This is a genomic window from Amycolatopsis sp. NPDC006125, from assembly GCF_040614195.1.
In the GTDB taxonomy this organism is placed as follows: Bacteria; Actinomycetota; Actinomycetes; order Mycobacteriales; family Pseudonocardiaceae; genus Amycolatopsis_E; species Amycolatopsis_E tucumanensis.
This window is the reverse complement of sequence record NZ_JBEXTZ010000008.1, coordinates 71,820-94,148: the sequence shown is the minus strand read 5'-3', so window position 1 is coordinate 94,148 and position 22,329 is coordinate 71,820. Positions and strand designations below refer to the sequence as shown.

The window sequence follows — 22,329 nt, the reverse complement described above, 5'->3', positions numbered from 1 at the left end:
GACCACGTGCTGCCCGGGTCGGTTGCTTCACGCAGGGAGCCCAGCCCGGGCAGCGCGTGCCCGGACATGTCCACGCTCACTTCTCACCACACGGTCGCGCACCTTCCTTCCTGGTAGTTGTAGACGTATGCGCTTGCGGCCGAGCACCTCGCACTGGGGAGCCTTCTCAGCCGGACTAGACGAAAACGGGCACCTTCAGGTCGCCGCGCACCCAGAAGACCCGGCGCCGTCACCGTTACTCGGCAACCTGCCGAGCGCCCTGACGGACCCCAACCGGATTGCGGCGCCGGCAATCCGACGGGGGTGGTTGGAGCGCGGGCCGGGGCCGGATCCGAAACGCGGTCACGAGGACTTCGTCGAGGTCAGCTGGGACGAGGCCCTTGATCTGCTTTCCGCCGAGCTCCGACGGGTCCGGGCCGACCACGGGAACGAGGCGATCTACGGCGGCTCCTACGGCTGGGCGAGCGCTGGCCGCTTTCACCACGCCCAGAGCCAGTTGCACCGGTTCCTCAACGCCTTCGGTGGTTTCACCTCCTCTCGCAACACCTACAGCAACGGCACCAGCTCGGTGGTGCTGCCGCACATCGTCGGCACCGCTAACGATGTCCTCCGCAATGGTTCGAGCTGGCCGACGATCGTGGCGAACACCGAACTACTCGTGGCGTTCGGCGGAGTCCCCGAGAAGAACGTCTTCGTCACACCCGGCGGAGTCACCCGGCACCACACACCCGGGTTCCTCGCCCAGCTCGCCGACCGCGACGTCGAGGTCGCCCTGATCAGCCCACTCCGCGCTGATCTCCCGCAGCGGCTGGCCGCGCGGTGGTATCCCATCCGCCCCGCGACGGACACCGCACTCATGCTCGCGCTCGCGCACACCCTCGCCGCGGAAGGGTTGCACGACCGCCACTTCCTCGACCGCTATTGCACCGGCTACGACGCGTTCGAGCGCTACCTCTTCGGCGCCGACGACGGAACTGTCAAGGATGCCGCCTGGGCCAGCGCCCTGACCGGCATCTCGGGCGCGGACATCGTCGACCTCGCCAAGCGGATGGCCACCCACCGCACCTTCATCACCGTCACCTGGAGCCTTCAGCGCATCGAGCACGGTGAGCAACCCGTGTGGGCCGCCATCGCCCTCGCCGCCATGCTCGGCCAGATCGGGCTGCCCGGGGGCGGCTTCGGGCACGGATACGGCTCCATGGGAGACAGCGGCGATATCGGCCCGAACTTCCAGGTGCCCTACCTGTCCCAGGGGATCAACCCGGTCAAGCAGTTCATCCCGGTTGCCCGGATCGCGGACATGCTCCTCAATCCCGGCACCCGCTACCAGTACGACGGCACCGAACGCACCTATCCGGACATCCGTCTCGTGTACTGGGCCGGCGGCAACCCCTTCCACCACCACCAGGACCTGAACCGCCTACGAAATGCGTTCGCCCGGCCTGACACCGTCGTCGTGCACGAACCCTTCTGGACCGCCACCGCACGGCACGCCGACATCGTTCTGCCCACCACGACAGCACTGGAGCGTGAAGACTTCGGCTCCGGCCGCCGTGACACCCACCTCGTCGCGATGCACCGGATCGCCGAACCCTGCGGCCAGGCCAGGGACGACTACGCGATCCTCGCCGGACTGGCTGCCCGGCTGGGGATCGAGGAGCGGTTCACCGAGGGCCGCACGGCGCGCGAGTGGCTCGAGCACCTCTACGGCACCTGGCGGCAGCGCCTGGCCGGCAAGGGAATCTTCGTGCCGTCCTTCGAGGAATTCTGGGAGGAGGGCGGCTTCCGGTTGCCGAACATGGAGACCGACCGGACGCTCTGGGCCGACTTCCGGGCCGACCCCATAGCCAACCGGCTCGCGACCCCGAGCGGCCGGATCGAGATCGTCTCCGAGAAAGTGGCTTCGTTCGGTTACGACGACTGTCCTGGTCATCCAGCCTGGCTGGAGCCCGTCGAGTGGTCCGGCGGTGAGCGGGCCGCTCGTTTCCCGTTGGTCCTCATCGCCAACCAGCCCCACACGCGGCTGCACGGTCAGCTCGACGGCGGTGCGGTCAGCCAGGCGGCGAAGGTCGCCGGCCGGGAGGCCGTCCGCCTGCACCCGGACGACGCGGGTCGGCGGGGAATCAGCGACGGAGACGTGGTCCGCATATTCAATGACCGCGGCGCTTGTCTGGCTGGAGCCTTGCTCTGCACCGATCTTCGCCCTGGCGTGGCACAGCTGCCGACCGGCGCCTGGTTCGATCCGGCGGGATCCCTGTGCGTGCACGGCAACCCTAACGTGCTCACCGCGGACGTCCCGTCGTCACGACTGTCCCAAGGGTGCACGGGGCAGCACGTGCTGGTCGAAATCGAGCGCTTCGCGGGTGAACCACCTGGCATTGTCGTGAATCGACCACCGGTCATCTCGCGCACACGCGAGGTGTAGCTGGAGATGGTGGGCAGGGTGTAGCGCATGGAAGCTCCTTGTCCTCGATTTTGGTTGCACCGCAGCAGATTCGGTGGTTCTCGCGGCCTGCGGTGTCTTCGACAGTACACCAAAATCGAATTCAGTCTCTAACCCAATCGATCTAATCGTTCTGGCGATCCCGGAAATATCTGTCTTTTGGTAGATGGTGCTCGCGAGTCAGTTCGTGCATTCTCCTATCACCGCCAATTCCGAGCGAGGAGAAGACATGAGCGCTACCACCGGCATCGGCCGAAGGATCAAGGCAGAACTGGGCTGGCCTGTCCCAGTCCTCGGGGCGGTGTGCACGGTGCTCGTGGCGATGCCCGTCGGCACCGTGCTCACCACCGCGTCTTCGTTGGTGGTTCTCCTTGCCGCGCTGGGCATCGCGATGCAACGCACCCGCAGGCCCGCGGTCATTGCTGCGGCGTCCGGGGTTGCAGCCGTGAGCTCGCTGATGGCGACGTTCTGCGACGGCGAAGCGGCGTCTCAGAGCCTCGCTTCGTGGCTGCTTTTGGAGACCGCTTTCCTGCTGTGCGTCCTCGTGCAGGCGGTCCGACAGGCGAAGGGGCGGGGTGCGCCGTTCTTCGCCGGGTTGCTCATGAGTGCGGTGGTTCTGGCGCCACTGCGGCTCACGGCCGGTTCGCGTGCGTCTCCGCCGACTGGTTCGGCAAGCGAGTGGTGCTTCGGCTGGGCGTTGTTGGCAGCATGTGCAGTGGCGGTTGGCCTGTACCTGAGGTCTCTCGACCAGAAGCGCGAGGAGTCCGTTTGTGCCGCGCGCCGCGAGCAGCGCTTGCAACTGGCGAGCGACTTGCACGACTGGCTGGGGCACGAGGTGACCGGGCTGGTGCTGGAGGCTCAGGCTGCGCGGCTTCCCGGCCGTGTCCCGGGCGATGCGCATCGTGCGCTGGAGCGCATCGAAGAGGCCGGCGTTCGCGTGCTCGACTCGATTGACAAGGCGCTGTGCTGGCTTCGACACGGCGAGAACGCGCCCGGAATGGCCGACGTCGAGCGGTCACGCTGGCCCCCAGACCTGCCAGCCCTGGTGCAACGGTTCGAGGCGCTCGGACCCATCCGGGTGCGGCTGGAGTTGGATGAGCGAGCGGAGGAAGTGCGGCCTGAGATCGCGGGCACGATCCGCCGCGTGGTGCTGGAAGCTCTCACAAACGTACGGCGCCATGCTCCAGAGGCGCGTCAGGTGTCGGTGGCGGTACGCCGCAACGGTGCGCACCTGCTCGTCCGAGTGGTCAACGACGGTGTGCGAAGGCAGGGATTGCTCAAGCGGGCTCGCGCCGGTGGGTCGGGCTTGCGCGGCTTGGCAGAACGAGTCGTCGCGCTCGGCGGGACAGCGTGGGCGGGTCCGGTGGGGCAGGCGGGCTGGGCCGTTCACGTGGTGATCCCGGTGGTCTCGTGACGACGACCCAGATTCTCATCGCAGACGATCAGGAGGTGGTTCGCCGGACTCTGCGCCAGATCTTCGAGGCTGAGGACGATCTCGAGGTGGTCGGTGAGGCGGCTGATGGGGAATCGGCCGTGCAACGGGCTCGTGAGTTGAGGCCGGACGTCGTGCTGGTAGACGTCCGGATGCCGGGACGCGACGGGTTGTCGGTGACCCAGGAGCTTGCCGGACCGGAGGTGGCGGATCCACTGCGGGTCATCGTGATCACGACGTTCGAACTCGACGAGTACGCGCGAGTCGCGCTCCAGAACGGTGCTTGCGGGTTCCTGTTGAAGCGGTCCGGGCCTGGGTTGCTGGTTGAAGGTGTTCGCGCTGCCGTGTCGGGCGACATGCTGATCAGTCCACAGATGACCATGCGCCTCTTCCGGCAGATGGGCCTACCGGCCGTCGGTGGTCGCCGGCCGACGGTGTTGACCGACCGGGAATGGGAGATAGCGCGTCTCGTCGCGGAGGCGAAGACGAACCTGGAGATCGCCGAGGCTCTGGGAATCACGGCAGGAACGGTGAAAACGCACTTGAGGAGCATCCAGCGGAAGCTGGGCCTGTGTAATCGGGTCGCGATCGCGGCTTGGGCGTGGGAAACCAGCGCTGAGGGGAGGTGAAGGGGCAGAAGGTAACGACAGGTCGAGCGAGCAGGAGAGGGCGATGACTACGGACCGCAGGATTGTGCACTTGATCATCACCCGATGGAGTTATCTTTCTCCATGATCAGGGAAAGTGAGAGTCTCTCGCCATCGATGAACTCATCGCGCTGGTAGCTTTTCCCGAGCCGCAGCTGGTTCTGTGGGGTGGTCGAGTGACGCCCGGCGAGCGGCGAAGTAGTGGGGACAGTCCACGCCGTGCCGATGGAGGGTGTTGATGGCGCGCACGATCCTGCGTGACAGGTCGGATGACCTCGTGTGGAGCGTGCAACTGGCGGACCGTACGGGAATCGTTGCGGCGAGCGCGCCCAAGCCCGTCGAAGACGACGAGCCCACAGGTGCCGACTTCCCGCCGGTGTCCGGCGAGCTCGCCCTCGCCCCGGTGGTGGTTGATCTGCCCGGCGCCGTGGAGAAGCGGCGGTTGCTCCGGCGGGTCCGTCGCAATCTGCTGGTCGCAGCTGCGGCTGTTGTCCTCGTGGGTGTGGGCTGGATCGCGGGTGGCGCCTTCGGCGCCGGCCAGGATGCGGAGACTGCACCCGCGGTGGCCGCTGGGGTCGTTCCGAACGCGGGTGTCAATCAGCCGGTGCAACCGGCTCCGAGCACGAGTTCCGTTCCCCAGGCGCCGGTGACCACCGCACCGCCAGTGGCGCCGCCGACGGCCAAGACCTCTGCGCCGGTGCAGAAGAAGCCGACCGCAACCAAGAAGACGGCCGCCGACCGCGGCGAGGCGCGTACCGGTCCGGTCGAGGAGACCACGGAGCAGGGCAAGCCGCTCGGCCAGACGCTCGACGAGCAGATCAAGCAGCTGTTCGAGGTCTGGACGTGGAACCAGATCGACCCGCGCGGTGACTTCGACGAGGAGCAGGACCGGTCTCCGCGGTCCTTCGGGCCGCTCGGTCGCTGACGCTCTGGGTCGGTGCCGGCCGAGGAATCGTCGGCGAAGCTGCAGCCTGGGTTCTGGGCTGACCCGATGGGCAGGTAAGCCGGGGCCAGGATTGGCTGCGCAGGCTTGAGGCGGCTGTTCCCCGTGGGCGGGCTGGTGGCGGAATCAGGTCGGCCGAGCACCGACGTGCCGAGATGTCGAGTCAGTGACGCGTCGGGCTGCTGAGTTGCTGAGTCGCCGACTGCAGGTGTTGAGGCGACGCAGGGTGTCGAGGCGACGACGTGGAGGGGAGCCGAGGTGGCGCCACGTTGCGGTGCCGAGGCGGCGACCTGCTGAGGTACCGGGTTGTGTCGAAGTGCGGGGAGCCGCTGTGTCGACGTGCAGGGGCCCGGGCGGCGTCCCGCTCTGATGCCGAGGTGTCGGCCTGCTGTGGTCCGAGCCGGCGCCCTGCTGTGGTGGCGAGGTGTCGGCGTGCGGGGAGCCGTTGTGTCGAAAACGCCCAGCCGCCGAGTAGCCGAGGTGCCGGCTTGCCGACAGGTCGATAGCTGGCGGGCTGTCGACGCGTCGGCTTGTCGAGACGTCGAGGTGCCAACGCGTCGGCGGCGTCGGGTGTCGGCTTGGCGACGTGTCGAGCCGTCGGGTGTCACACCGACTGAGCTGACCGCGCGGGCCAGCCGAGCGATGGGGGTGGCACGGGGTGAGTCAGCCTCGTGCCTGGAGTCAGCCGGGGGCGACCCCGGCGCCGCGAGGGTGCGGTGCCAGGGTCAGACGTTCGTGATCTCGTCGATGAAGGCGTCCACGTCGAAGCGGTCGCTCTCCGTGCCCAGCGGGACGAGTTCCGTAGCGGCGTCCAGGAAGCGCTCGACGTCCTCGCGCTCGATTTCGACCAGCGCGTAGCCGTCGGGGGACTCGATCTCCAGGATGAGGATGCCCTCGTCGGTCGACAGGTCGGGGCGGACTCGCACGTCGCCGATGCCGGAGGGCTCGCGCAGGCCCGTGACGAGCAGCTCCCGGGCGAAGGTCCACTCCACCCAACGGCCACGCTCCGTCCGGAAGGCGATGTTCACGGCGAACGGCTCGCTCGCGACGTACGACAGTCGAGACAGGACTGGAGCACTGGAGCCGTTGAGTGACACGAACTGGCTCTGGGTGACGGTATCGGTGTTCACGTGCCACCTCTCGCGGTCTTGTTCGCGCTCCCGGCGCGAACGGGTCGGACAGCGATGAGATGTAAGCGGAGCCCGAAAATGATGCGTCGCGGGCGACTTTCACGCGATCGGTTGCAAAATCTTCGAACCTGTAACACGCGGGACCGTCGTGATCAGCCGCCGTTCAGGGGAACGGTCAGGCCCACCTTGACGCGGTCCATCGCGACGCTCGTCGTGAAGTGCCGCACCTCGCCGTTGTCGAAGAACATCCGCCGCGTGAACGCCTCGAACTCCCCCATGTCCCGGCACTGCACCACCAGGATGAAGTCCGCCGACCCCGTAACGTAGTAGCACTGTTGCACAGCGGAATCAGCCAGCACCTGCTTCCGGAACGCGTCCAGCACCTCCAGCCGCTCGCGCTCCATCTCCACCATCACGATGAACGTCATGTGGACCCCGACCGACGGCGGATCGATCACCGCGACCTCGCGCGAGATCACGCCGGCGTGCCGCAACCGCTTGATGCGGCGCTGCACCGCGGCAGCCGACAGGCCCACCTCGGCGCCGATCGTCTCGGCGATCGTCCGCGAGTCGTCCTGCAGGCGTCGCAAAATCTCGTAGTCGAGTTTGTCCAGGTCAACGGCGGGCACCACCGCATCGTAACCAAAACCGGGTGTGCGACGCGGCTCACGCAAGGGGTGCGAAGCGGATGTCGCAGGCATCTTCGCCGACAGCGAAACGCACCAGCCGCGCCCCCGCGCTCTCCAGCGCCTCCCGGTCCTTTTTGGAGACACGCCCGTACGGCTCGATCTCCAGCGCCGCCCCAGCTTGCGACCGCGTGATCCGCCAGCTGCCGCGCACCAGCCCGTCGACCAGGACCGTTCCGGGGAACACCCCGTTCGGCACCCCGAACACCCGCTTGCGCGCGTCCTCCGGCAGCACCCGGGTCCGGTCGGCGTGCGACAACAGCAGGTTGTCGAACTCGGCGATGAACCGCGGCGGCGCGGGCGTGGCCGGGTCCGGGCGCGGCGCATCGGGCAGGTCGAACACCTCGCGGCCCTGCTCGGTCCGGAACACCCGCAGCCGCGGGCGCAGCCGGTCCACCACCTCGCCGAGCCGCGTCAGCCCGCTCCACGTCTGCACGTCCGCGACGCTCGCCGGCCCGAACGCCGCCAAGTAGCGCAGCACCAGGTCGTCCAGTGAGGCGTTCCGCTCCAGCGGGCGCCCGAGCCAGTCCTCCGCCGTCGCGAGAGTCGTCCGCCCGCTGCGGCCCCACACCGCGCGCGGCGGGACCTGCACGAGCGGGAGCAAGCCGCGGGCGGCGTGCGCGAGCGCCGACGCGGGCGTTTCCGGCCACACCTGCGCAAGCTGTTCGCCCAGCGCGGCCGGGGTGCGCGGCTCCTCCGCCAGCAACGCGCGCGCCTGCTCCGCGACCGCGTTCAGGTCAAGCGGGGCAAGCGATTTCTTGTAGGCGGCGTTGGTGCGCAGGTCGCGGTCGAACAGCGGCTGCAGAAGCGGGCGCAGCCACCGGCAGTCGTCCGCCGTCACCAGGTGCACGGTGCCCCGCATCAAGGCGATCCGCACCACCTGCCGGTCGAGCAGGAGCTGTGCGAGCTGTTCCGGCCGGAAACCGTGCAGGCGTGACCACAACCCGTAGTAGGGCGGGAACGGCGCCTGCGCCTGGAGCCCGCAGAGGTGCCGGACGGCTTCCAGCGGTGTGAGCTTCGTCCTGCGCAACAGCAGCTGACGGGCGAGCAGAGCCCGGTTCAGCGCGCGCTGCCCCAGCGTGTCCGGCATGGCCGAACCCTAGAACCTATCGGTGACAGTTCCGGTCCGCGTAGTCCTTTCGTGGCCGCGTTTTGTGACCTGGAACACAACTCACCGGTCTACCCAGGGGTAGCCCCTACAAGTGGTTCCATGCATGACGGACACCACGCGGTCCTTGCCGGGCTGGGAGCCTGGCTGCCGCCGCGGGTGGTGGACAACGACGACCTCGCCCAGCACCTGAACACCTCCGACGAATGGATTCGCGCGCGCACCGGCATCGGCGAGCGCCGCATCGCCGACCCCGACGTGTCCACTGTGGACATGGCGATCGCCGCGGGGCGCAACGCCTTGCGCAGCGCCGGGTCCGACGCGATCGACGCGGTGGTGCTCGCGACGGCGACGCCCGACTACCTCTGCCCGGCCAGCGCACCGCAGGTCGCCTCGGGGCTCGGGCTCAGCGGGGTCGCCGCCTTCGACGTCAACGCCGTCTGCAGCGGCTTCATCTACGCGCTGGCCACGGCCGCGGGCATGATCGCCGGCGGCGTCGCGGGCCGCGTGCTCGTCGTCGGCGCGGACGCGTTCAGCCGCTACTGCGACCCCGCCGACCGCACCACCGTCCCGATCTTCGGTGACGGCGCGGGCGCCGTCGTGCTGCGTGCCGGGACCGCCGACGAGCCGGGCGCGCTCGGCGCGTTCGACCTGCACAGCGAGGGCGAGAACGCGGACCTGCTGATCGTCCCGGCCGGTGGCGCGAAACAGCGCCAGTCGGCCAATCCGCACGACCACTACCTGACCATGCAGGGCACCGCCGTGTTCCGGCACGCCTGCGCGCGCATGGCGGAATCCGCCCGTGCCGTGCTGGAGCGGTCCGGGCTCGGGGTCGGCGACGTCGACCGGTTCGTCGGCCACCAGGCGAACATCCGAATCCTGCAGGCCACCGCCAAACAGCTGGGCATGCCGAACGACCGGGTGGTGGCGAACATCGAGCGCGTCGGCAACACCAGCGCCGCCTCGATCCCGCTCGCGCTGGCCGACGCCTGTGACGACGGCGAGCTCCAGCCCGGCCACCGGGTGCTGCTGACCGCGTTCGGCGCCGGGCTGACGTGGGGTTCGACCCTCCTGACCTGGCCCGACGTCAAGCCTGGCGGCGAGGCCTAGTTCGTCCAGGTCTTCGTGGGCGTGTCCCGCCCGCGCAGCTGAACCGTCTCGTGGCGGGACCACCGGGTCTGCTCGCCCGACGCGGCCTGCGACCAGAGGGTGTCGCTGGCGAGGATGCGGCCGGGCACGTGCTTCGCGTGCTCGGTTAGCCGGGCCGCTTCGTTCACCGCGTCGCCGATGACCGTGTACTCGAGCCGGCTGCGGCTGCCCAGTTGCCCCGCGAACACCGGCCCCCACGCGACGCCGATGCCCAGATCCAGCTCGCCCTCCTCGCGAACCGCGTCCCGGATGGCGCGCGCCGCGGACATCGCCGCGGTCGCCGGGTCGGCCAGCCGGGTGGGCGCCCCGAAGACGCACAACGCGGCGTCGCCCTGGAACTTGTTGACTAACCCGCCGCGCGCGTCGACCGCTGAGACCACGCTGTCGAACAACCGGTTCAGCTTGCGCACGATCTCCTCGGGCGGCAGCCGGTAGGCCAGGGCGGTCGAGTCCACGACGTCGACGAACAACGCGGCGACCTCTCGCACGTCACCGCTCAGCGACACGCCGTGCTCCAGTGCGTGCCGGGCGACGTCGATGCCCACGTGCCTGCCGAACAGGTCCCGCAGCCGGTCCTGCTCGCGCAGCCCGGCGACCATGCTGTTCACCGACACCTGGAGCGAGCCGATCTCGCTGGCGTCGTCGACGCGCACCGAAACGTCCTTGCGGCCGCGGGTGACGAGGCCGACCGCCATCCGCAACCGGCGCAACGGCGCGGCGACCGCCCGCGCGAGGAGCGCGGTGCCGATCGCGCCGCTGACGAGCCCGACGATCGACAGCATGATGAGGCTGGAGGTCTCGTCGGCCCTGCCGATGTTCGGCGGCGCGGCGACGATCAGCACGCCGAGCAGCGGAACCCCGCTCGCTACGGCCCACGTGATCGCGAGCCGGGACAGGACGCTGACCGACACCGCGTTGCGCGGCGGGCTCACTTCCAGCGCGAGGATCAGGATCGGCCGCGCGACCCACTCCGCGGCCAGGTACATCAGGCCGACGGTGAGCAGCCCGCCGAGCCCGACGGCGAGGGTGACGCCGAGGGCGTCGAGCGCGGAGCCCAGGATGCTGGTGAGGGTGCCGAGGATGATCGTGCCGCCGAGCCAGAGGGTGCCGCTGACCAGCGCCAGGTCGCGGGGCAGGCGGAGCGCGCGGCGGGCTTCCGGCGGCGTCGGGCGGCGGCCCTGGGCGAACCAGACGGCGGTGCGGCGGTGCAGGATCGCCGACCACGCCGAGCCGACGAGCACCGAGAGCAGGACGTACGCGCCGGCGCAGGTGAGCAGGATCCAGCTGCGGTCGCCCATGTCGGCGGGGATGCCCTGGAGGAACAGCAGCAGCCAGACGGCCGCCGCGCCGCACACGCTCGACCCGACGCCGAGGACGACGAACCCCAGCCCGGTGCGCAGCACCACGCGGAACTTCGCGAGCTGGGCGAACTTCGGCACGGAGTTGATCGTATTGCCAGCGGCGGGGGTAGGGCGCGTTGTCGCGGTGAGTGGCGGGCCTGCCCGCGCGGGGGGTTCGGTGGACAAGGCTCGGGGTGTGACGGGAGGAAGCAGTGGGAGTGCGGTGAGAACCTGGGGTTGAGAGCCGGCGTGCAGTGGCGATCGGGCTCGGTTTCGGGCGACGCCGGGGCGTGCGCGACGGAAGCGGGAGAGAGTGGTCGGGGACAGCGGCGGCGCCGCGGCGCGTCCGGCGCTGGACACGCCTTGCGGACGGAGGAGCCCGCCCGGGTCAGGAAGCGCGTTTGCGCGAACTGGCCGGCCGCGCCTCCCGGATGGCTTTCTCCAGCTCGGCGCGGTTGAGTTTCGATCGGCCCTTGATGTCGAGCTCCCGCGCCATCTTGTCCAGCTCCGCCTTGCTCAGCTCGGACAGGTCCGGCTCCGCCGCCTTCCGGGACTTCTTCGGGGCGCCCGAAGCGGCCTTCTCCGACTTCCCGCCGGCGCCCTTGCGCCGCTCGACGCTGCGGGACAGCGCTTCGAACAGGTCGACCACCTTGGTCGGCTCGCCGGGCTCGTCCTCGACCGTCACCGTGCGCCCGGCCTTCTTGTCGTCGATCAGCTTCAGGACGCGCTCGTTGTACTGGTCGTGGTAGTCGTCGGGACGCCAGTCGTCCGCCATGGAGTCCACCAGCGCGACCGCCATCTCCAGTTCCCGGCCCCGCGGCTCCGCCTTCTCCGGCAGCTTCTTCAGCTCCTTCGCCGGGTTCCGCACGTCCTCGGCGAACAGCAGCGTGTCCAGCACGAGCACACCATCACCGGCGCGGACCGCGGCGATGTGCTCCTTGCCGCGCATCACGAAGCGTGCGATGCCGGCCTTGTTGGTCTCCGCCATGGCCTGCATGAGCAGCCCGTACGCGCGCCCGAACTCCTCCTTCGTCGGCGCCAGCCAGTAGCTCTTCTGGAAGTACAGCGGGTCGATCTCGCCGAGGTCGACGAACGACTCGATGTCGATGGACCGGGACCGGCCGGGCGCGATCTGGTCCAGCTCCTCCTGCTCGACCAGCACGTAGTCGCCGTCGCCGAGGTCGTAGCCCTTCACGATGTCCTCGTAGGCCACCTCCTCGCCGGTCCGCTCGTTCACGCGCTTGTACCGGATCCGGTCCGACGTGCCGCGCTCGAACTGCCGGAAGTGCACGGTGTGGTCCTCGGTCGCGGAGTACAGCTCGACCGGCACCGTCACCAGGCCGAAGTTGATCGCACCGCTCCAGATCGCTCGCGCCATCACGCCTCCCGGACCACTTCGGTAGCCGACTTGTCGACACGCACGCCCGTGAACCGAGGATGCCGCAGCTTGCCGTCGCCGGTCCACTCCGAAAACCGCACCTGCACGACCACCTTCGGCTCGACCCAGCGCGGCCCGCGCTCGGGCACCGGCTCGTCGAACGGCGACCGGCGGCGCTCCAGACCCGTCAGCGTGCCGGTCAGCTCACGCAGCGTGGCCTCGCTGTAGCCGGCGCCGACCTTCCCCGCGTACCGCAACCGGCCGCGGTCGTAGTAGCCGACCAGCAACGCGCCGAACCCGGTCCGTGCCCCGCCCGGCGCGCTGAACCCGCCGACGACGAACTCCTGCTCCTTGACGCACTTGAACTTCAGCCAGTCGGTCGTCCGCCCGGACCGGTACGGCGCGTCCGCCCGCTTGGCGATAACGCCTTCCCAGCCGCGCGCGCACGCGTGGGCGAAGTACTCCTCGCCGGTGGTGTTGCGGTGCGTGGCGTACCGCAACGCCCCGCCCCAGTCGAAAGCCTTGCGCAGCAACTGCTTCCGCTGCCGCAGCGGCAGCCCAGTGGTGTCGTGGCCGTCGAAGGCCAGCAGGTCGAACAGGTACAGGTACACCGCGACGCCGGTGGCCTCGATGCGCCGCCGGTCGGTCAGGTGGATGCGCTGCTGCAGCCGGGCGAAGCTGGTCTGGTCGCCGTCGAACGCGACGATCTCGCCGTCGGCGACGAAGGAGGAGGCGCCCGATCCGGCGAGCGCCTCCCCGAGTTCCGGATACCCGGCGCTGATGTCGTTGTGGTTGCGCGACCACAGCACGGGCGGGCCGCCGTCGCGCGAGCAGATGGCGCGGACCCCGTCGAGCTTGCGCTCGAACAGCCAGTTCTCCCTGGAGAACGGCTGCTGGGTCAGCGTCGCCAGCATCGGCGCGCGCCACCCGGGATCAGCCATGATCGGCGGTTACCCTGCGAAGCGCTCCGCAAAACCGCTGGTCACAGCTCTCCGTCCTGCTCGGTGAGCCCGTCGCGCAGCCGCTGCAGGGTGCGGGCGAGCAGCCGGGAGACGTGCATCTGCGAAACGCCGATCCGCTCCGCGATCTGGGTCTGCGTCATGTTGTGCACGAACCGCAGGCCGAGGATCTTGCGCTCGCGCTCGGGCAGCTCCTGGATCAGCGGCAGCAGCGCCTCGTGGTTCTCGACGCCCTCCAGCCCGGCGTCCTCCTCGCCCAGCGTGTCGCCGAGCGCGAGGTTCTCGGTGTCGCCGGACAGCACCTCGTCCAGCGACATCGAGTGGTAGGCGTTGCCCGCTTCCAGGCCCTCGTAGACCTCGTCCTGGCTCACGCCGAGGTGGCTCGCGATCTCGCTCGGCGTCGGCGCGCGGCCCAGCCGCTGCGCGAGCTCGGTGCTCGCGCTGGAGATCGACAGGTGCAGCTCCTTGAGCCGGCGCGGCACCCGCACCAGCCAGCCGGTGTCCCGGAAGTGGCGCCGCACCTCACCCATCACCGTGGGCACGGCGAAGGACAGGAAGTCCGAGCCGCGGCTGGCGTCGAACCGGTCCACCGCGTTGATCAACCCGACGGTGGCGACCTGGACCAGGTCCTCCTTCGCCACCCCGCGCCCGGAGAACCGCTGCGCGATGTGCTCGGCCAGGGGCAGGTGCCCCGTCACGAGCTCGTCGCGCAGGGCGGCGCGGCGGGGGTCATCGGCCGGCAGGCTCGCCAGCTCGTCGAACAGCGGGGCCAGGTGGCCGTATTCGTTCGACGATGTGGGTTGTGTCGGCTCGGTCCGGGAACCGGTCACGCGCCTGCCCCTGGGACGTCGACGGCGACCCGTCGCTTGGCGAGTTCGATGTCCACCTGGTGGCCCTGGCCGTTCGACTTCACGTGCGCGTCGACGGAGTCCGTGAGCGTGCTCAGGACCCGCCAGCCGAACGACTTCGTGCTCGGCGCGCTGTCGCTGTCCGACAGCACCGTGCCCTGGAACCGCAGTTCGTCGTCCTGGACGGCGAACCGGCAGCGCATGGTGGAGCCCGGCAGTGCCCGGGTGATCAGCGTCGAGCACGCTTCGTCCACTGCGAGCCGCAGATCGGCGATCGAGTCCAGGTCGAAGTCGGCGCGGGTGGCGAGCGTCGCCACCACCGACCGGACGATCGGCAGGTGTGCCAGGTCGGCACCGAGCCAGAGTTCGATCTCGTTCTGCGCGCGCAAGGACGGTGGCTCCCAGTCCGTCACGTTCACCTCACCGTCGTTCGAGTGTTGCTTCGGAACCATCATGCCTCGAACGAGGGAAGTTCGCTCGGTCCGGTTACCGTCTGGAAGCATTCCGTAGCTGCTGTTATGGCTGTACTCCTCATCGATGGCGCAAGATCGCGCCGAACCCCTCGACGAGCTCCTCGTCGACGTGCACCAGGTCCGCGTCCACGGCGATCGCCGCGGCGGGGACCGCCTCGTCGGCCCGGCACCGGTGGATCTCCGTGGCGCCGTAGGCCTTGAGTTCTTCCTCACCCAGCGCGATCTGCGCCGGGGTCGGCCCCGTGCACACCACGTCCTCGCCAGGATCCCCGACGAGCAGAGTCTCCACATTGGCCTCGCGCAGCGCGGCCGTCACCGCCTCGAGCCCTTGCACCGCAAGGCCGTCCGGCTGGTTCAGCGCGTCGCGGAACTGCTGGACGACGTCGTTGAGACGGCTCTGCCGGACCGCTTCGGCCAGCTCGTCGGCCACGTCGGAGTGCGTGGCCTCGCGCGCGATCGACTTGGCGGCCTCGGGCAGCTCGTCGATCACGGCCTTGCGGCCCTGCACCTCGCCTGCCACCACGATCAGCTGCGCGTTCGTCTGCTCGGCCAGGCGGGCGATCACACCGGCGATGTCGGCGACGTTGTGGCGCTTCACCTCTTCGGTGCGGTGCTGCATCCGGTGGTGCGCCTCACCGCCGCCACGGGTGTGGTGCACCGGGTGGTCCTGGCCGCTGACCTCCTCCGCGGCCATCTCGTGACCGTGCTCGTCGAAGGCCTTGACGGTCGCGCTCACCTGGTCGACCTCGGCGACCACGTGCGGCAGCGCCAGCTCGCCGTACCGCGCCAGCGGCAGCAGGTAGGGCAGGTCGGACACCCTGGCGATGGTGCTCGCGGGCGGGCTCGGCAGGTGCTCGTCGACCACGACCCGTTCGCCGGCGGCCAGCAGCGCGCGGCCGCTGCGGCCGGTCGCGCGCGGGCCGTCCAGGATCGCGCTCTCCAGCGCGCTCACTGCGCCGTCCGGGGCGTGCTGGGCGGTCAGCGCGTCCTTCAGCTCACGCCACTTCAGCTCGAGCTGTTTCTCGGCGTCGGCCGTGTCGTGCGAGTCCTCGAAGTAGACGGACGTGAACGGACCGGTCGCGGTCACCAGCGGGCGCAAGGTCGTCGTGTCCATGCCCGCTTCTTACCCGTCGGTCGGCGCCGTGAAACGCCAGGGTTTGATGGGGTCATGCAGTGGTGGGAGGCGCTGGTCGTGTTCCTGGCCGGGGTGTGGGCGGGCACGATCAACACGGTCGTCGGGTCCGGCACGCTCGTCACGTTCCCGGTGCTGGTCGCGCTCGGCTACTCGCCGGTGACCGCGACGACGTCGAACGCGATCGGGCTCGCGCCGGGCACGATCAGCGGCGCGATCGGCTACCGGCACGAGCTGACCGGCCAGGGCAGGCGGGTCGCCCGGTACGCGGTGCCGTCGGCGATCGGCGCGGTGTGCGGCACGGTGCTGCTGCTTTCCCTGCCGCCCAACGCGTTCGAGACGGTCGTGCCGGTGCTGGTCGGGCTCGCCGTGGTGCTGGTGATCATCCAGCCGCGGGTGTCCATGTGGGTGGCGCGCCGCCGCGAGGCCGGCAAGGGCGGCGGCTCGCGGGGCGGGCTCGTGTTGTTCCTGATCTTCCTGGTCGGCATCTACGGCGGGTACTTCACCGCGGCGCAGGGCGTCATGCTGATGGCGTTCATGGGCATGCTGCTCACCGACCCGCTGCAGCGGCTCAACGGGATCAAGAACGTCCTCGCCGCCGTGGTCAACGTGGTCGCCGGGATCGTCTACGCGTTCATCGCCCCGGTCAGCTGGCCGGTGGTGGCGCTGCTCGCCGTCGGGTCCACCCTCGGCGGGCAGCTCGGCGCCAAGATCGGGCGCCGGCTGCCCGCGCCGGTGCTGCGCGGCGTGATCGTCGTGGTCGGCATCGCCGCGATCGTGCAGCTGGTGGTCAACGGCTGAAGCCGCGGGCCGCCTGCAGGAACGCGTCGTTCTCCTCGCGGGTGCTGATCGTGACGCGCACGCCGTCGCCCGCGAACGCCCGCACGACCACCTTGTTCGCCAGCGAGTGCTCGGCGAACTCGAGCGCGCGGTCGCCCAGCGGCAGCCACACGAAGTTGGCGTGCGTCTCGGGCACCTCGTAGCCGAGGGCGAGCAGTTCGTCGGCGACGCGCTGCCGCTCGGTGACGATCGCCGCGCACCGCTCACGCATCTCGTCCTCGGCGTCGAGCGAGGCCAGCGCGGCGATCTGCGCCAGCGAGTTCACGCTGAACGGGATGTAGACCTTGCGCACCACCTCGGCCAGCTCGGCCGGGCCGACCAGGTAGCCGACCCGCAGCCCGGCCAGGCCGTAGGCCTTGGAGAAGGTCCGCAGCACCACCACGTTGTCGCGGGTGCGCGCGAACTCCATGCCGTCCGGCACGTCCGGGTCGGTGACGAACTCGCGGTAGGCCTCGTCCAGCGCGACGACCACGTGCGGCGGCACCTGGTCGAGGAAGCGGACCAGCTCCTCGTGGCGGTTCGCGGTGCCCGTCGGGTTGTTCGGGTTGCAGACGAAGACCAGCTTCGTCTGCGGCGTGATGGCGGCGAGCATCGCGTCCAGGTCGTGCGTGTGCGTGGCGTCCAGCGGCACCTTCACCGAGGTCGCGCCCGCGATCTGCGTGACGATCGGGTACGCCTCGAACGAGCGCCACGCGAACACGACCTCGTCACCGGGCGCGCACAGGGCCTGCGTGAGCTGCTGGCACAGCGCGACCGAACCGCAGCCGACCGCGACGCGCTCCACCGGGAAGTCGTACTTGCGCGCCAGCCGGTTCGCCAGCGCGGTCACGCCCATGTCCGGGTAGCGGTGCACGTCCGCGGCGGCGTCGGCGATCGCGGTGCGCACGCTCGGCAGGGGGCCGCCCGGGACCTCGTTGCTGGCGAGCTTGATCGCGCCCGGCACCGTCCGCCCGGCGACGTAGGCGGGCAGCGAGCCGAGATCGGGACGGGTACGCACGGACATGGCGGGCACTCCTTCGGGTCGAACGCGCTGCTGCCACGTTATCCCGAACACTTGATCGCGATCGGTGTTGACTCCCGTTCACCCGGGGATGGTTGAGTAGTGCGATGACGCAGACGCACACCTCGCACTACGAGCGGACCGACGGCCGGGCGATCGAGCTGACCTACGCCGAACCCGAGAACGTCGTCCGCGGTGGGCTCGTGGTGCTGCACGAGGTCGGCGGGATCACCGACGGGGTGCGGTTGCTGATCTCGAGCCTGGCCGCGGAGGGCTGGCTGGCCGCCGCGCCGCACATCGAGGACACGCCGACGCCGGACAGCGTCCTGGCCGCCACCGACATCGCGCTGGCCTGGCTGGTCGAGCGCGGCGTGCAGGCCGACCTCCTCGGCGTCGTCGGCTTCGACCTGGGCGGCACGGCCGCGCTGCTGGTCGCCGCCAACCGGAAGCTGGGCGCGGCGGTCAGCGTCGGCGGGCACCGCGTCGCCGAGAAGCCGGGGCTGGTCGACATCGCGCGCGAGCTGGTCAGCCCGTGGCTCGGCCTGTACGGCGACGCCGGCGACGAGCTGGGCGCCGCCGAGGTCGAGAAGCTCCGCGAGGCCGCCGCCGAAGCCCGGGTGGCCACGAACGTGGTCCGCTACCCGGGCGCCAACCACCGGTTCGACGCCGACCCGAAGGCCGCCGTCGAGGCCTGGCAGCGGACTTTGAGCTGGTTCGACGCCCACTTGCGCTAATACGCTCCCGGGGTGACCACCGACGTTGCTGAGACCCCGGAAGTGTTGTGGCGGCCGGACCCGGAGCGGGTCGCCGCGAGCAGGATCCAGGCGTTCCGCGACTGGCTGCGTGCGGAGCGCGACGTGTCCCTCGACGACTACGACGAGTTGTGGCGGTTCTCCGTCGACCGGCCCGCGGAGTTCTGGGGCGCGGCGGCGGAGTTCCTCGGCATCCGCTGGCACGCCGAGCCGAGCGCGGTCCTCGGCGACACGCGCATGCCGGGCGCGCAGTGGTTCCCCGGCGGCACCCTCAACTACACCGAGCACGCCCTGACCGGCGCCGACGACGACCTCGCGGTGATCTTCCGCCGCGAGGACGGGCTGTCCGCCCGGTTGAGTTACGGCGAGCTGCGCGAGCAGGTGGCCGCGATGCGCGCGGCGCTGGTCGAGCTCGGCGTCGGCCGCGGCGACCGCGTCGTCGCGCTCGCGCCGAACTGCCCGCAGACGCTCGTCGCGTTCCTCGCCACCGCGAGCCTCGGCGCGATCTGGTCGTCCTGCTCGCCGGACTTCGGCGTCCGCGCGATCAGCGACCGGTTCACCCAGATCGAGCCGAAGGTCCTGGTCGCGATCAACGGATACGTCTACAACGGACGGTCCTTCGACGTCCGGCCGACGGTCGAGGAGCTGCGGACGCGGATCCCGTCGCTGACGGCGACCGTGCTGGTGGACTACGCCGGCGGCGGCACGGTCGACGGCGCGCTCGCCTGGGACGAGCTGCTCGCCCGGCACGCCGGCGCGGAGATGGCCTACGAGCCGGTGCCGTTCGACCACCCGCTGTGGGTGCTGTACTCGTCCGGCACCACCGGCCTGCCGAAGGGCATCGTGCAGGGGCACGGCGGGATCGTGCTGGAGCACCTCAAGGCGACGGTGCTGCAGATGGACCTCGGGCCGGGCGAGAAGTTCTTCTGGTTCACCACCACCGGCTGGATGATGTGGAACTTCCTGATCGCCGGGCTGCTCGCGCGCTCGACGATCGTGATGTTCGACGGCAGCCCCGGGCACCCCGACCTGAACACGCTGTGGCGGCTGGCGGCCGAGGAGCGGATCACGTACTTCGGCACGTCCGCGCCGTTCGTCCAGAGCTGTCTCAAGGCGAAGATCCGCCCAGCGGCTTCGTTCGACCTGTCCGCGCTGCGGGCGCTTGGATCGACCGGCGCGCCGCTGTCCGACGACGGCTTCCGCTGGATCGCCGACGAGGTCGGCCGGTCGGTGCAGATCTGCTCGGTGTCCGGCGGCACCGACCTGTGCGCAGCGTTCGTCGCGGCCGCCCCGGACGTGCCGGTGTGGCTCGGCGAGCTGTCCTGCCGGGCGCTCGGGGCCGCGGTGACGGCGTTCGACGAGGACGGCCGCGAGGTGGTCGACGAGGTCGGCGAGCTCGTGGTGACCAAGCCGATGCCGTCGATGCCGGTGTTCTTCTGGAACGACGAGGACGGGTCACGACTGCGCGAGGCCTACTTCGACATGTACCCGGGCGTGTGGCGGCACGGCGACTGGATCCGGATCACGCCGCGCGGCTCGGCGGTGATCTACGGCCGCAGCGACTCGACGCTCAACCGCGGCGGCGTCCGGATGGGCACCGCCGAGTTCTACCGCATCGTCGAGGGCTTCGACGAGATCGCCGACTCGCTCGTCATCGACACCACGCGAGCCGGGAATACCGACGGTGAGCTGCTGTGTTTCGTCGTGATGGCGCCCGGGGCGGATCTTGCCGCGGTCGAGCCGGAGCTGCGCGCCCAGTTGCGGCGCGGCCTCTCGCCGCGACACGTACCCGATCGGTTCATCGAGGTGGCGGAGGTGCCGCGGACGCTGAACGGTAAGAAGTGCGAGGTGCCGGTCAAGAAGATCCTGACCGGGGTGGCGCCGGAACGGGCGGTCAGCCGGGACGCGCTCGCCAACCCGGGGGCACTCGAACCGTTCGTCGACATGGCCAGGGGGAGTTAGGGGGCAGGGGTGTCCGGGAGGACGTTGACCGGGGAGCGGCCGGCCGTCTGGCGCGTCACGGGCGCGGCGTCGGTCGTGGCGATCACCTGGGTGACCAGGCTGGTCGGGCTGTTGGCGGTGATCTCGGTCGTCCTGCCCGCCGGGCGGCGCGGCATGCGCGGGCACGTCGCGGTGTGGCTCGGGCTGCCCCAGGAGGCGACGACGGCCGCGGCCGCCGTCGTGCTGGCCGTCGGGGTGCTGCTGATCATGCTCGCGTCCGGGCTGAAGCGGCGCAAGCGCCGGGCCTGGCAGCTCGCGCTGGCCGCCAGCGTCGTGCTGGCGGTGTCGCACCTGGGGATGCAGCACGTGTTCGGCGCCGGGGTGGTGGCGGTCGCGCTGGCCGTGACGCTGGTGCTGAACCGGCGGCACTTCGTCGCGCTGCCCGACCCGGTGACCGGGAAGTGGGTCGCGCTGCGCGTGTTCCTGCAGCTGCTGGTGGCCGGGTTCGTGATCAACGTCGCGCTGCTGTCGGTCGCGCCGTCCCGGTTCATGGCGCCGCTGTCGTTCCCGGACCGGATGGCCGAGGCGGCGCTGGCGCTGTTCGGGGTCAGCGGCCCGGCCGAGTTCCACGTCGAGTGGATGGACGACCTGACCGCCACGGTCGGGCTGCTGTTCGGGCTGGGCGCGGTGCTGCTCGCCGCGTACTTCCTGCTGCGCTCGGCCGAGCCGGCGCCGCACCTGAGCGAGGACGAGAAGGCCCGGTTGAAGGCCCTGCTGGACAAGCACGGCGCCCGCGACTCGCTCGGGTACTTCGCGCTGCGCGACGACAAGTTCGTGGTGTTCTCCAAGACCGGCAAGGCGGCCGTGACGTACCGGGTGATCGCCGGCGCGGCGATCGCGTCGGCCGATCCGCTGGGCGACAACGAGGCCTGGCCGGGCGCGATCGAGGAGTTCCTGGCCGTCTGCCGCCGGCACGGCTGGGTCCCGGCGGCGATGGGGTGCTCGGAGCTGGGCGCGACCGCGTGGGCCCGGTACGACCTGGACGTGCTGGAGATCGGCGACGAGGCGGTCGTCGACGCGGCCACGTTCACGCTCGAGGGCCGCGTGATGCGCGGGGTGCGCCAGGCGGTGGCGAAGACGAAGCGGGCCGGGTACGCGGTGCGCGTGCGGCGGTCGGAGGAGCTGGCCGAGGGCGAGCTGGCCGAGCTGGAGGCGCTGGCGGCGAAGTGGCGCGGGAGCGACACCGAGCGCGGGTTCTCGATGGCGCTGGGCCGGATGGGCGATCCCGGGTCGGTGCTGGTGACCGCCGAGCAGGACGGCGTGGTGCGGGGGCTGCTGCAGTTCGTGCCGTGGGGCGACGACGGGCTGTCGCTGGACGTGATGCGCCGTGATCGCACCGCGGACAACGGCATCAACGAGCTGATGATCTCGGAGCTGCTGCTGGCCGCGAAGGATCACGGTGTGAGGTACGTCTCGCTGAACTTCGCCGCGTTCCGGAAGCTGATGGAGCAGGGCAGGCGGATCGGGGCGGGCCCGGTGGCGCGCGCCTCGGCGAAGGTCCTGGGATGGATGTCACACTGGGTGCAGATCGAGTCGCTGTACCGGTTCAACGCCAAGTTCCAGCCGGCGTGGGTGCCCAGGTACCTGGTGTACCCGGGCGTGCGCGAGCTGCCACGGGTCGGGGTGGCCGTCTTCGAGGCCGAGGGCTTGGCCGGACGTTCCCCCAGGTTGCGGCGGTTGTTGCGGAGATGAGGGGGTCCTTTGCCGCGGCTTCGAGGGGCTGTGTACGCTATCTCAGCAGTGGTCGTGATCCGGGAGGCTTCGCCTAGTCTGGTCTATGGCGCCGCACTGCTAATGCGGTTGGGGGTAACCCCCCCTCCCGGGTTCAAATCCCGGAGCCTCCGCAAGGCACTCGGACCCCGAGTGCTAGAGTGAAAACTGAACAAGCGCCCGTAGCTCAACGGATAGAGCATCTGACTACGGATCAGAAGGTTAGGGGTTCGAATCCCTTCGGGCGCGCGTCTGGTTGAGACAGCAAGACCACGAAGCCCCTCTGGCGACAGAGGGGCTTCGTGCTGTTCAGGGTGGTTCGAGGACGCGCCCGGCGCTGGGCGGTATGACCCCAGTG

General features: G+C 70.2%; 19 protein-coding genes and 2 tRNA genes. 11 read left to right on the top strand and 10 right to left on the bottom strand.

Features of this window, described 5'->3' with window-relative positions:
• Positions 1–127: 127 nt before the first annotated feature.
• The 4 genes from ABZ193_RS06765 (at position 128) to ABZ193_RS06750 (ending at position 5,447) form a co-directional block, all read left to right on the top strand.
• Positions 128–2,425: a molybdopterin-dependent oxidoreductase gene (locus ABZ193_RS06765; RefSeq protein ID WP_237338252.1), complete on the top strand. Its 2,298-nt coding sequence runs from the start codon at positions 128–130 to the stop codon at positions 2,423–2,425.
• A 184-nt stretch (positions 2,426–2,609) separates the two neighbouring features.
• Complete coding sequence (locus tag ABZ193_RS06760) at positions 2,610–3,857, top strand: histidine kinase (protein ID WP_237338251.1); 1,248 nt, start codon at positions 2,610–2,612, stop codon at positions 3,855–3,857.
• Complete coding sequence (locus ABZ193_RS06755; protein WP_237338250.1) at positions 3,854–4,504, top strand: response regulator transcription factor; 651 nt, start codon at positions 3,854–3,856, stop codon at positions 4,502–4,504. Before ABZ193_RS06760 ends, ABZ193_RS06755 begins: the two co-directional genes overlap by 4 nt.
• A 256-nt stretch (positions 4,505–4,760) precedes the next feature.
• Positions 4,761–5,447 (top strand): hypothetical protein, encoded by a 687-nt coding sequence (locus ABZ193_RS06750; RefSeq protein WP_237338249.1) that lies wholly within the window; start codon positions 4,761–4,763, stop codon positions 5,445–5,447.
• Positions 5,448–6,190: 743 nt separating this feature from the next.
• Here ABZ193_RS06750 and ABZ193_RS06745 read toward each other — a convergent pair.
• From ABZ193_RS06745 to ABZ193_RS06735, 3 genes are all read right to left on the bottom strand, one after another.
• Positions 6,191–6,595: an SsgA family sporulation/cell division regulator gene (locus tag ABZ193_RS06745; protein ID WP_020416486.1), complete on the bottom strand. Its 405-nt coding sequence runs from the start codon at positions 6,593–6,595 to the stop codon at positions 6,191–6,193.
• 152 nt (positions 6,596–6,747) lie between these two features.
• Positions 6,748–7,224, bottom strand: a complete 477-nt coding sequence (locus tag ABZ193_RS06740; RefSeq protein ID WP_027935626.1) for an Lrp/AsnC family transcriptional regulator — start codon at positions 7,222–7,224, stop codon at positions 6,748–6,750.
• Positions 7,225–7,261: 37 nt separating this feature from the next.
• Positions 7,262–8,371 carry a winged helix DNA-binding domain-containing protein gene (locus ABZ193_RS06735; protein ID WP_354709193.1) on the bottom strand — a complete coding sequence of 370 codons (1,110 nt, stop codon included), beginning with the start codon at positions 8,369–8,371 and terminating at the stop codon, positions 7,262–7,264.
• Between the two features lie 120 nt (positions 8,372–8,491).
• On the opposite strand from ABZ193_RS06735, the gene ABZ193_RS06730 reads away from it, so the two are divergent.
• Positions 8,492–9,499: a beta-ketoacyl-ACP synthase III gene (locus ABZ193_RS06730; RefSeq protein WP_237338247.1), complete on the top strand. Its 1,008-nt coding sequence runs from the start codon at positions 8,492–8,494 to the stop codon at positions 9,497–9,499.
• Here ABZ193_RS06730 and ABZ193_RS06725 read toward each other — a convergent pair.
• From ABZ193_RS06725 to ABZ193_RS06700, 6 genes are all read right to left on the bottom strand, one after another.
• On the bottom strand, positions 9,496–10,977 hold the full coding sequence (locus ABZ193_RS06725; protein ID WP_020416490.1) for an adenylate/guanylate cyclase domain-containing protein: 1,482 nt from the start codon (positions 10,975–10,977) through the stop codon (positions 9,496–9,498). The two genes, ABZ193_RS06730 and ABZ193_RS06725, sit on opposite strands and share 4 nt — an antisense overlap.
• Before the next feature lie 289 nt (positions 10,978–11,266).
• Positions 11,267–12,256, bottom strand: a complete 990-nt coding sequence (locus tag ABZ193_RS06720) for a Ku protein (RefSeq protein ID WP_237338246.1) — start codon at positions 12,254–12,256, stop codon at positions 11,267–11,269.
• Entirely contained in the window at positions 12,256–13,197 is a 942-nt protein-coding gene (gene ligD, locus ABZ193_RS06715) for a non-homologous end-joining DNA ligase (RefSeq protein WP_354709191.1), read from the bottom strand. Before ligD ends, ABZ193_RS06720 begins: the two co-directional genes overlap by 1 nt.
• 41 nt (positions 13,198–13,238) lie before the next feature.
• The gene (locus tag ABZ193_RS06710) at positions 13,239–14,045 is read right to left on the bottom strand and encodes a SigB/SigF/SigG family RNA polymerase sigma factor (RefSeq protein ID WP_027932948.1); all 807 of its coding nucleotides are present in this window, start codon (positions 14,043–14,045) and stop codon (positions 13,239–13,241) included.
• Positions 14,042–14,476: an ATP-binding protein gene (locus ABZ193_RS06705; RefSeq protein ID WP_027935629.1), complete on the bottom strand. Its 435-nt coding sequence runs from the start codon at positions 14,474–14,476 to the stop codon at positions 14,042–14,044. Before ABZ193_RS06705 ends, ABZ193_RS06710 begins: the two co-directional genes overlap by 4 nt.
• A 118-nt stretch (positions 14,477–14,594) precedes the next feature.
• Positions 14,595–15,650, bottom strand: a complete 1,056-nt coding sequence (locus ABZ193_RS06700; protein ID WP_354709189.1) for a Vms1/Ankzf1 family peptidyl-tRNA hydrolase — start codon at positions 15,648–15,650, stop codon at positions 14,595–14,597.
• A gap of 54 nt (positions 15,651–15,704) precedes the next feature.
• On the opposite strand from ABZ193_RS06700, the gene ABZ193_RS06695 reads away from it, so the two are divergent.
• Entirely contained in the window at positions 15,705–16,469 is a 765-nt protein-coding gene (locus ABZ193_RS06695; RefSeq protein WP_354709188.1) for a sulfite exporter TauE/SafE family protein, read from the top strand.
• Here ABZ193_RS06695 and hisC read toward each other — a convergent pair.
• Complete coding sequence (gene hisC, locus ABZ193_RS06690; protein WP_237338243.1) at positions 16,459–17,511, bottom strand: histidinol-phosphate transaminase; 1,053 nt, start codon at positions 17,509–17,511, stop codon at positions 16,459–16,461. The two genes, ABZ193_RS06695 and hisC, sit on opposite strands and share 11 nt — an antisense overlap.
• A 104-nt stretch (positions 17,512–17,615) precedes the next feature.
• Here hisC and ABZ193_RS06685 point away from each other — a divergent pair, with 104 nt between their 5' ends.
• The 5 genes from ABZ193_RS06685 to ABZ193_RS06665 all read left to right on the top strand — a co-directional run bounded on the left by ABZ193_RS06685 (position 17,616) and on the right by ABZ193_RS06665 (position 22,220).
• A complete protein-coding gene (locus ABZ193_RS06685; RefSeq protein ID WP_237338242.1) occupies positions 17,616–18,242 on the top strand; it encodes a dienelactone hydrolase family protein in 627 nt (208 codons plus the stop codon).
• Positions 18,243–18,254: 12 nt separating this feature from the next.
• Positions 18,255–20,222 (top strand): acetoacetate--CoA ligase, encoded by a 1,968-nt coding sequence (locus ABZ193_RS06680; RefSeq protein ID WP_237338241.1) that lies wholly within the window; start codon positions 18,255–18,257, stop codon positions 20,220–20,222.
• A 24-nt stretch (positions 20,223–20,246) separates the two neighbouring features.
• A complete protein-coding gene (locus ABZ193_RS06675; RefSeq protein ID WP_237338240.1) occupies positions 20,247–21,953 on the top strand; it encodes a phosphatidylglycerol lysyltransferase domain-containing protein in 1,707 nt (568 codons plus the stop codon).
• Between the two features lie 62 nt (positions 21,954–22,015).
• Positions 22,016–22,105 (top strand) — tRNA-Ser (locus tag ABZ193_RS06670).
• A gap of 42 nt (positions 22,106–22,147) precedes the next feature.
• Positions 22,148–22,220: transfer RNA gene (locus tag ABZ193_RS06665), tRNA-Arg, on the top strand.
• Positions 22,221–22,329 lie beyond the last annotated feature (109 nt).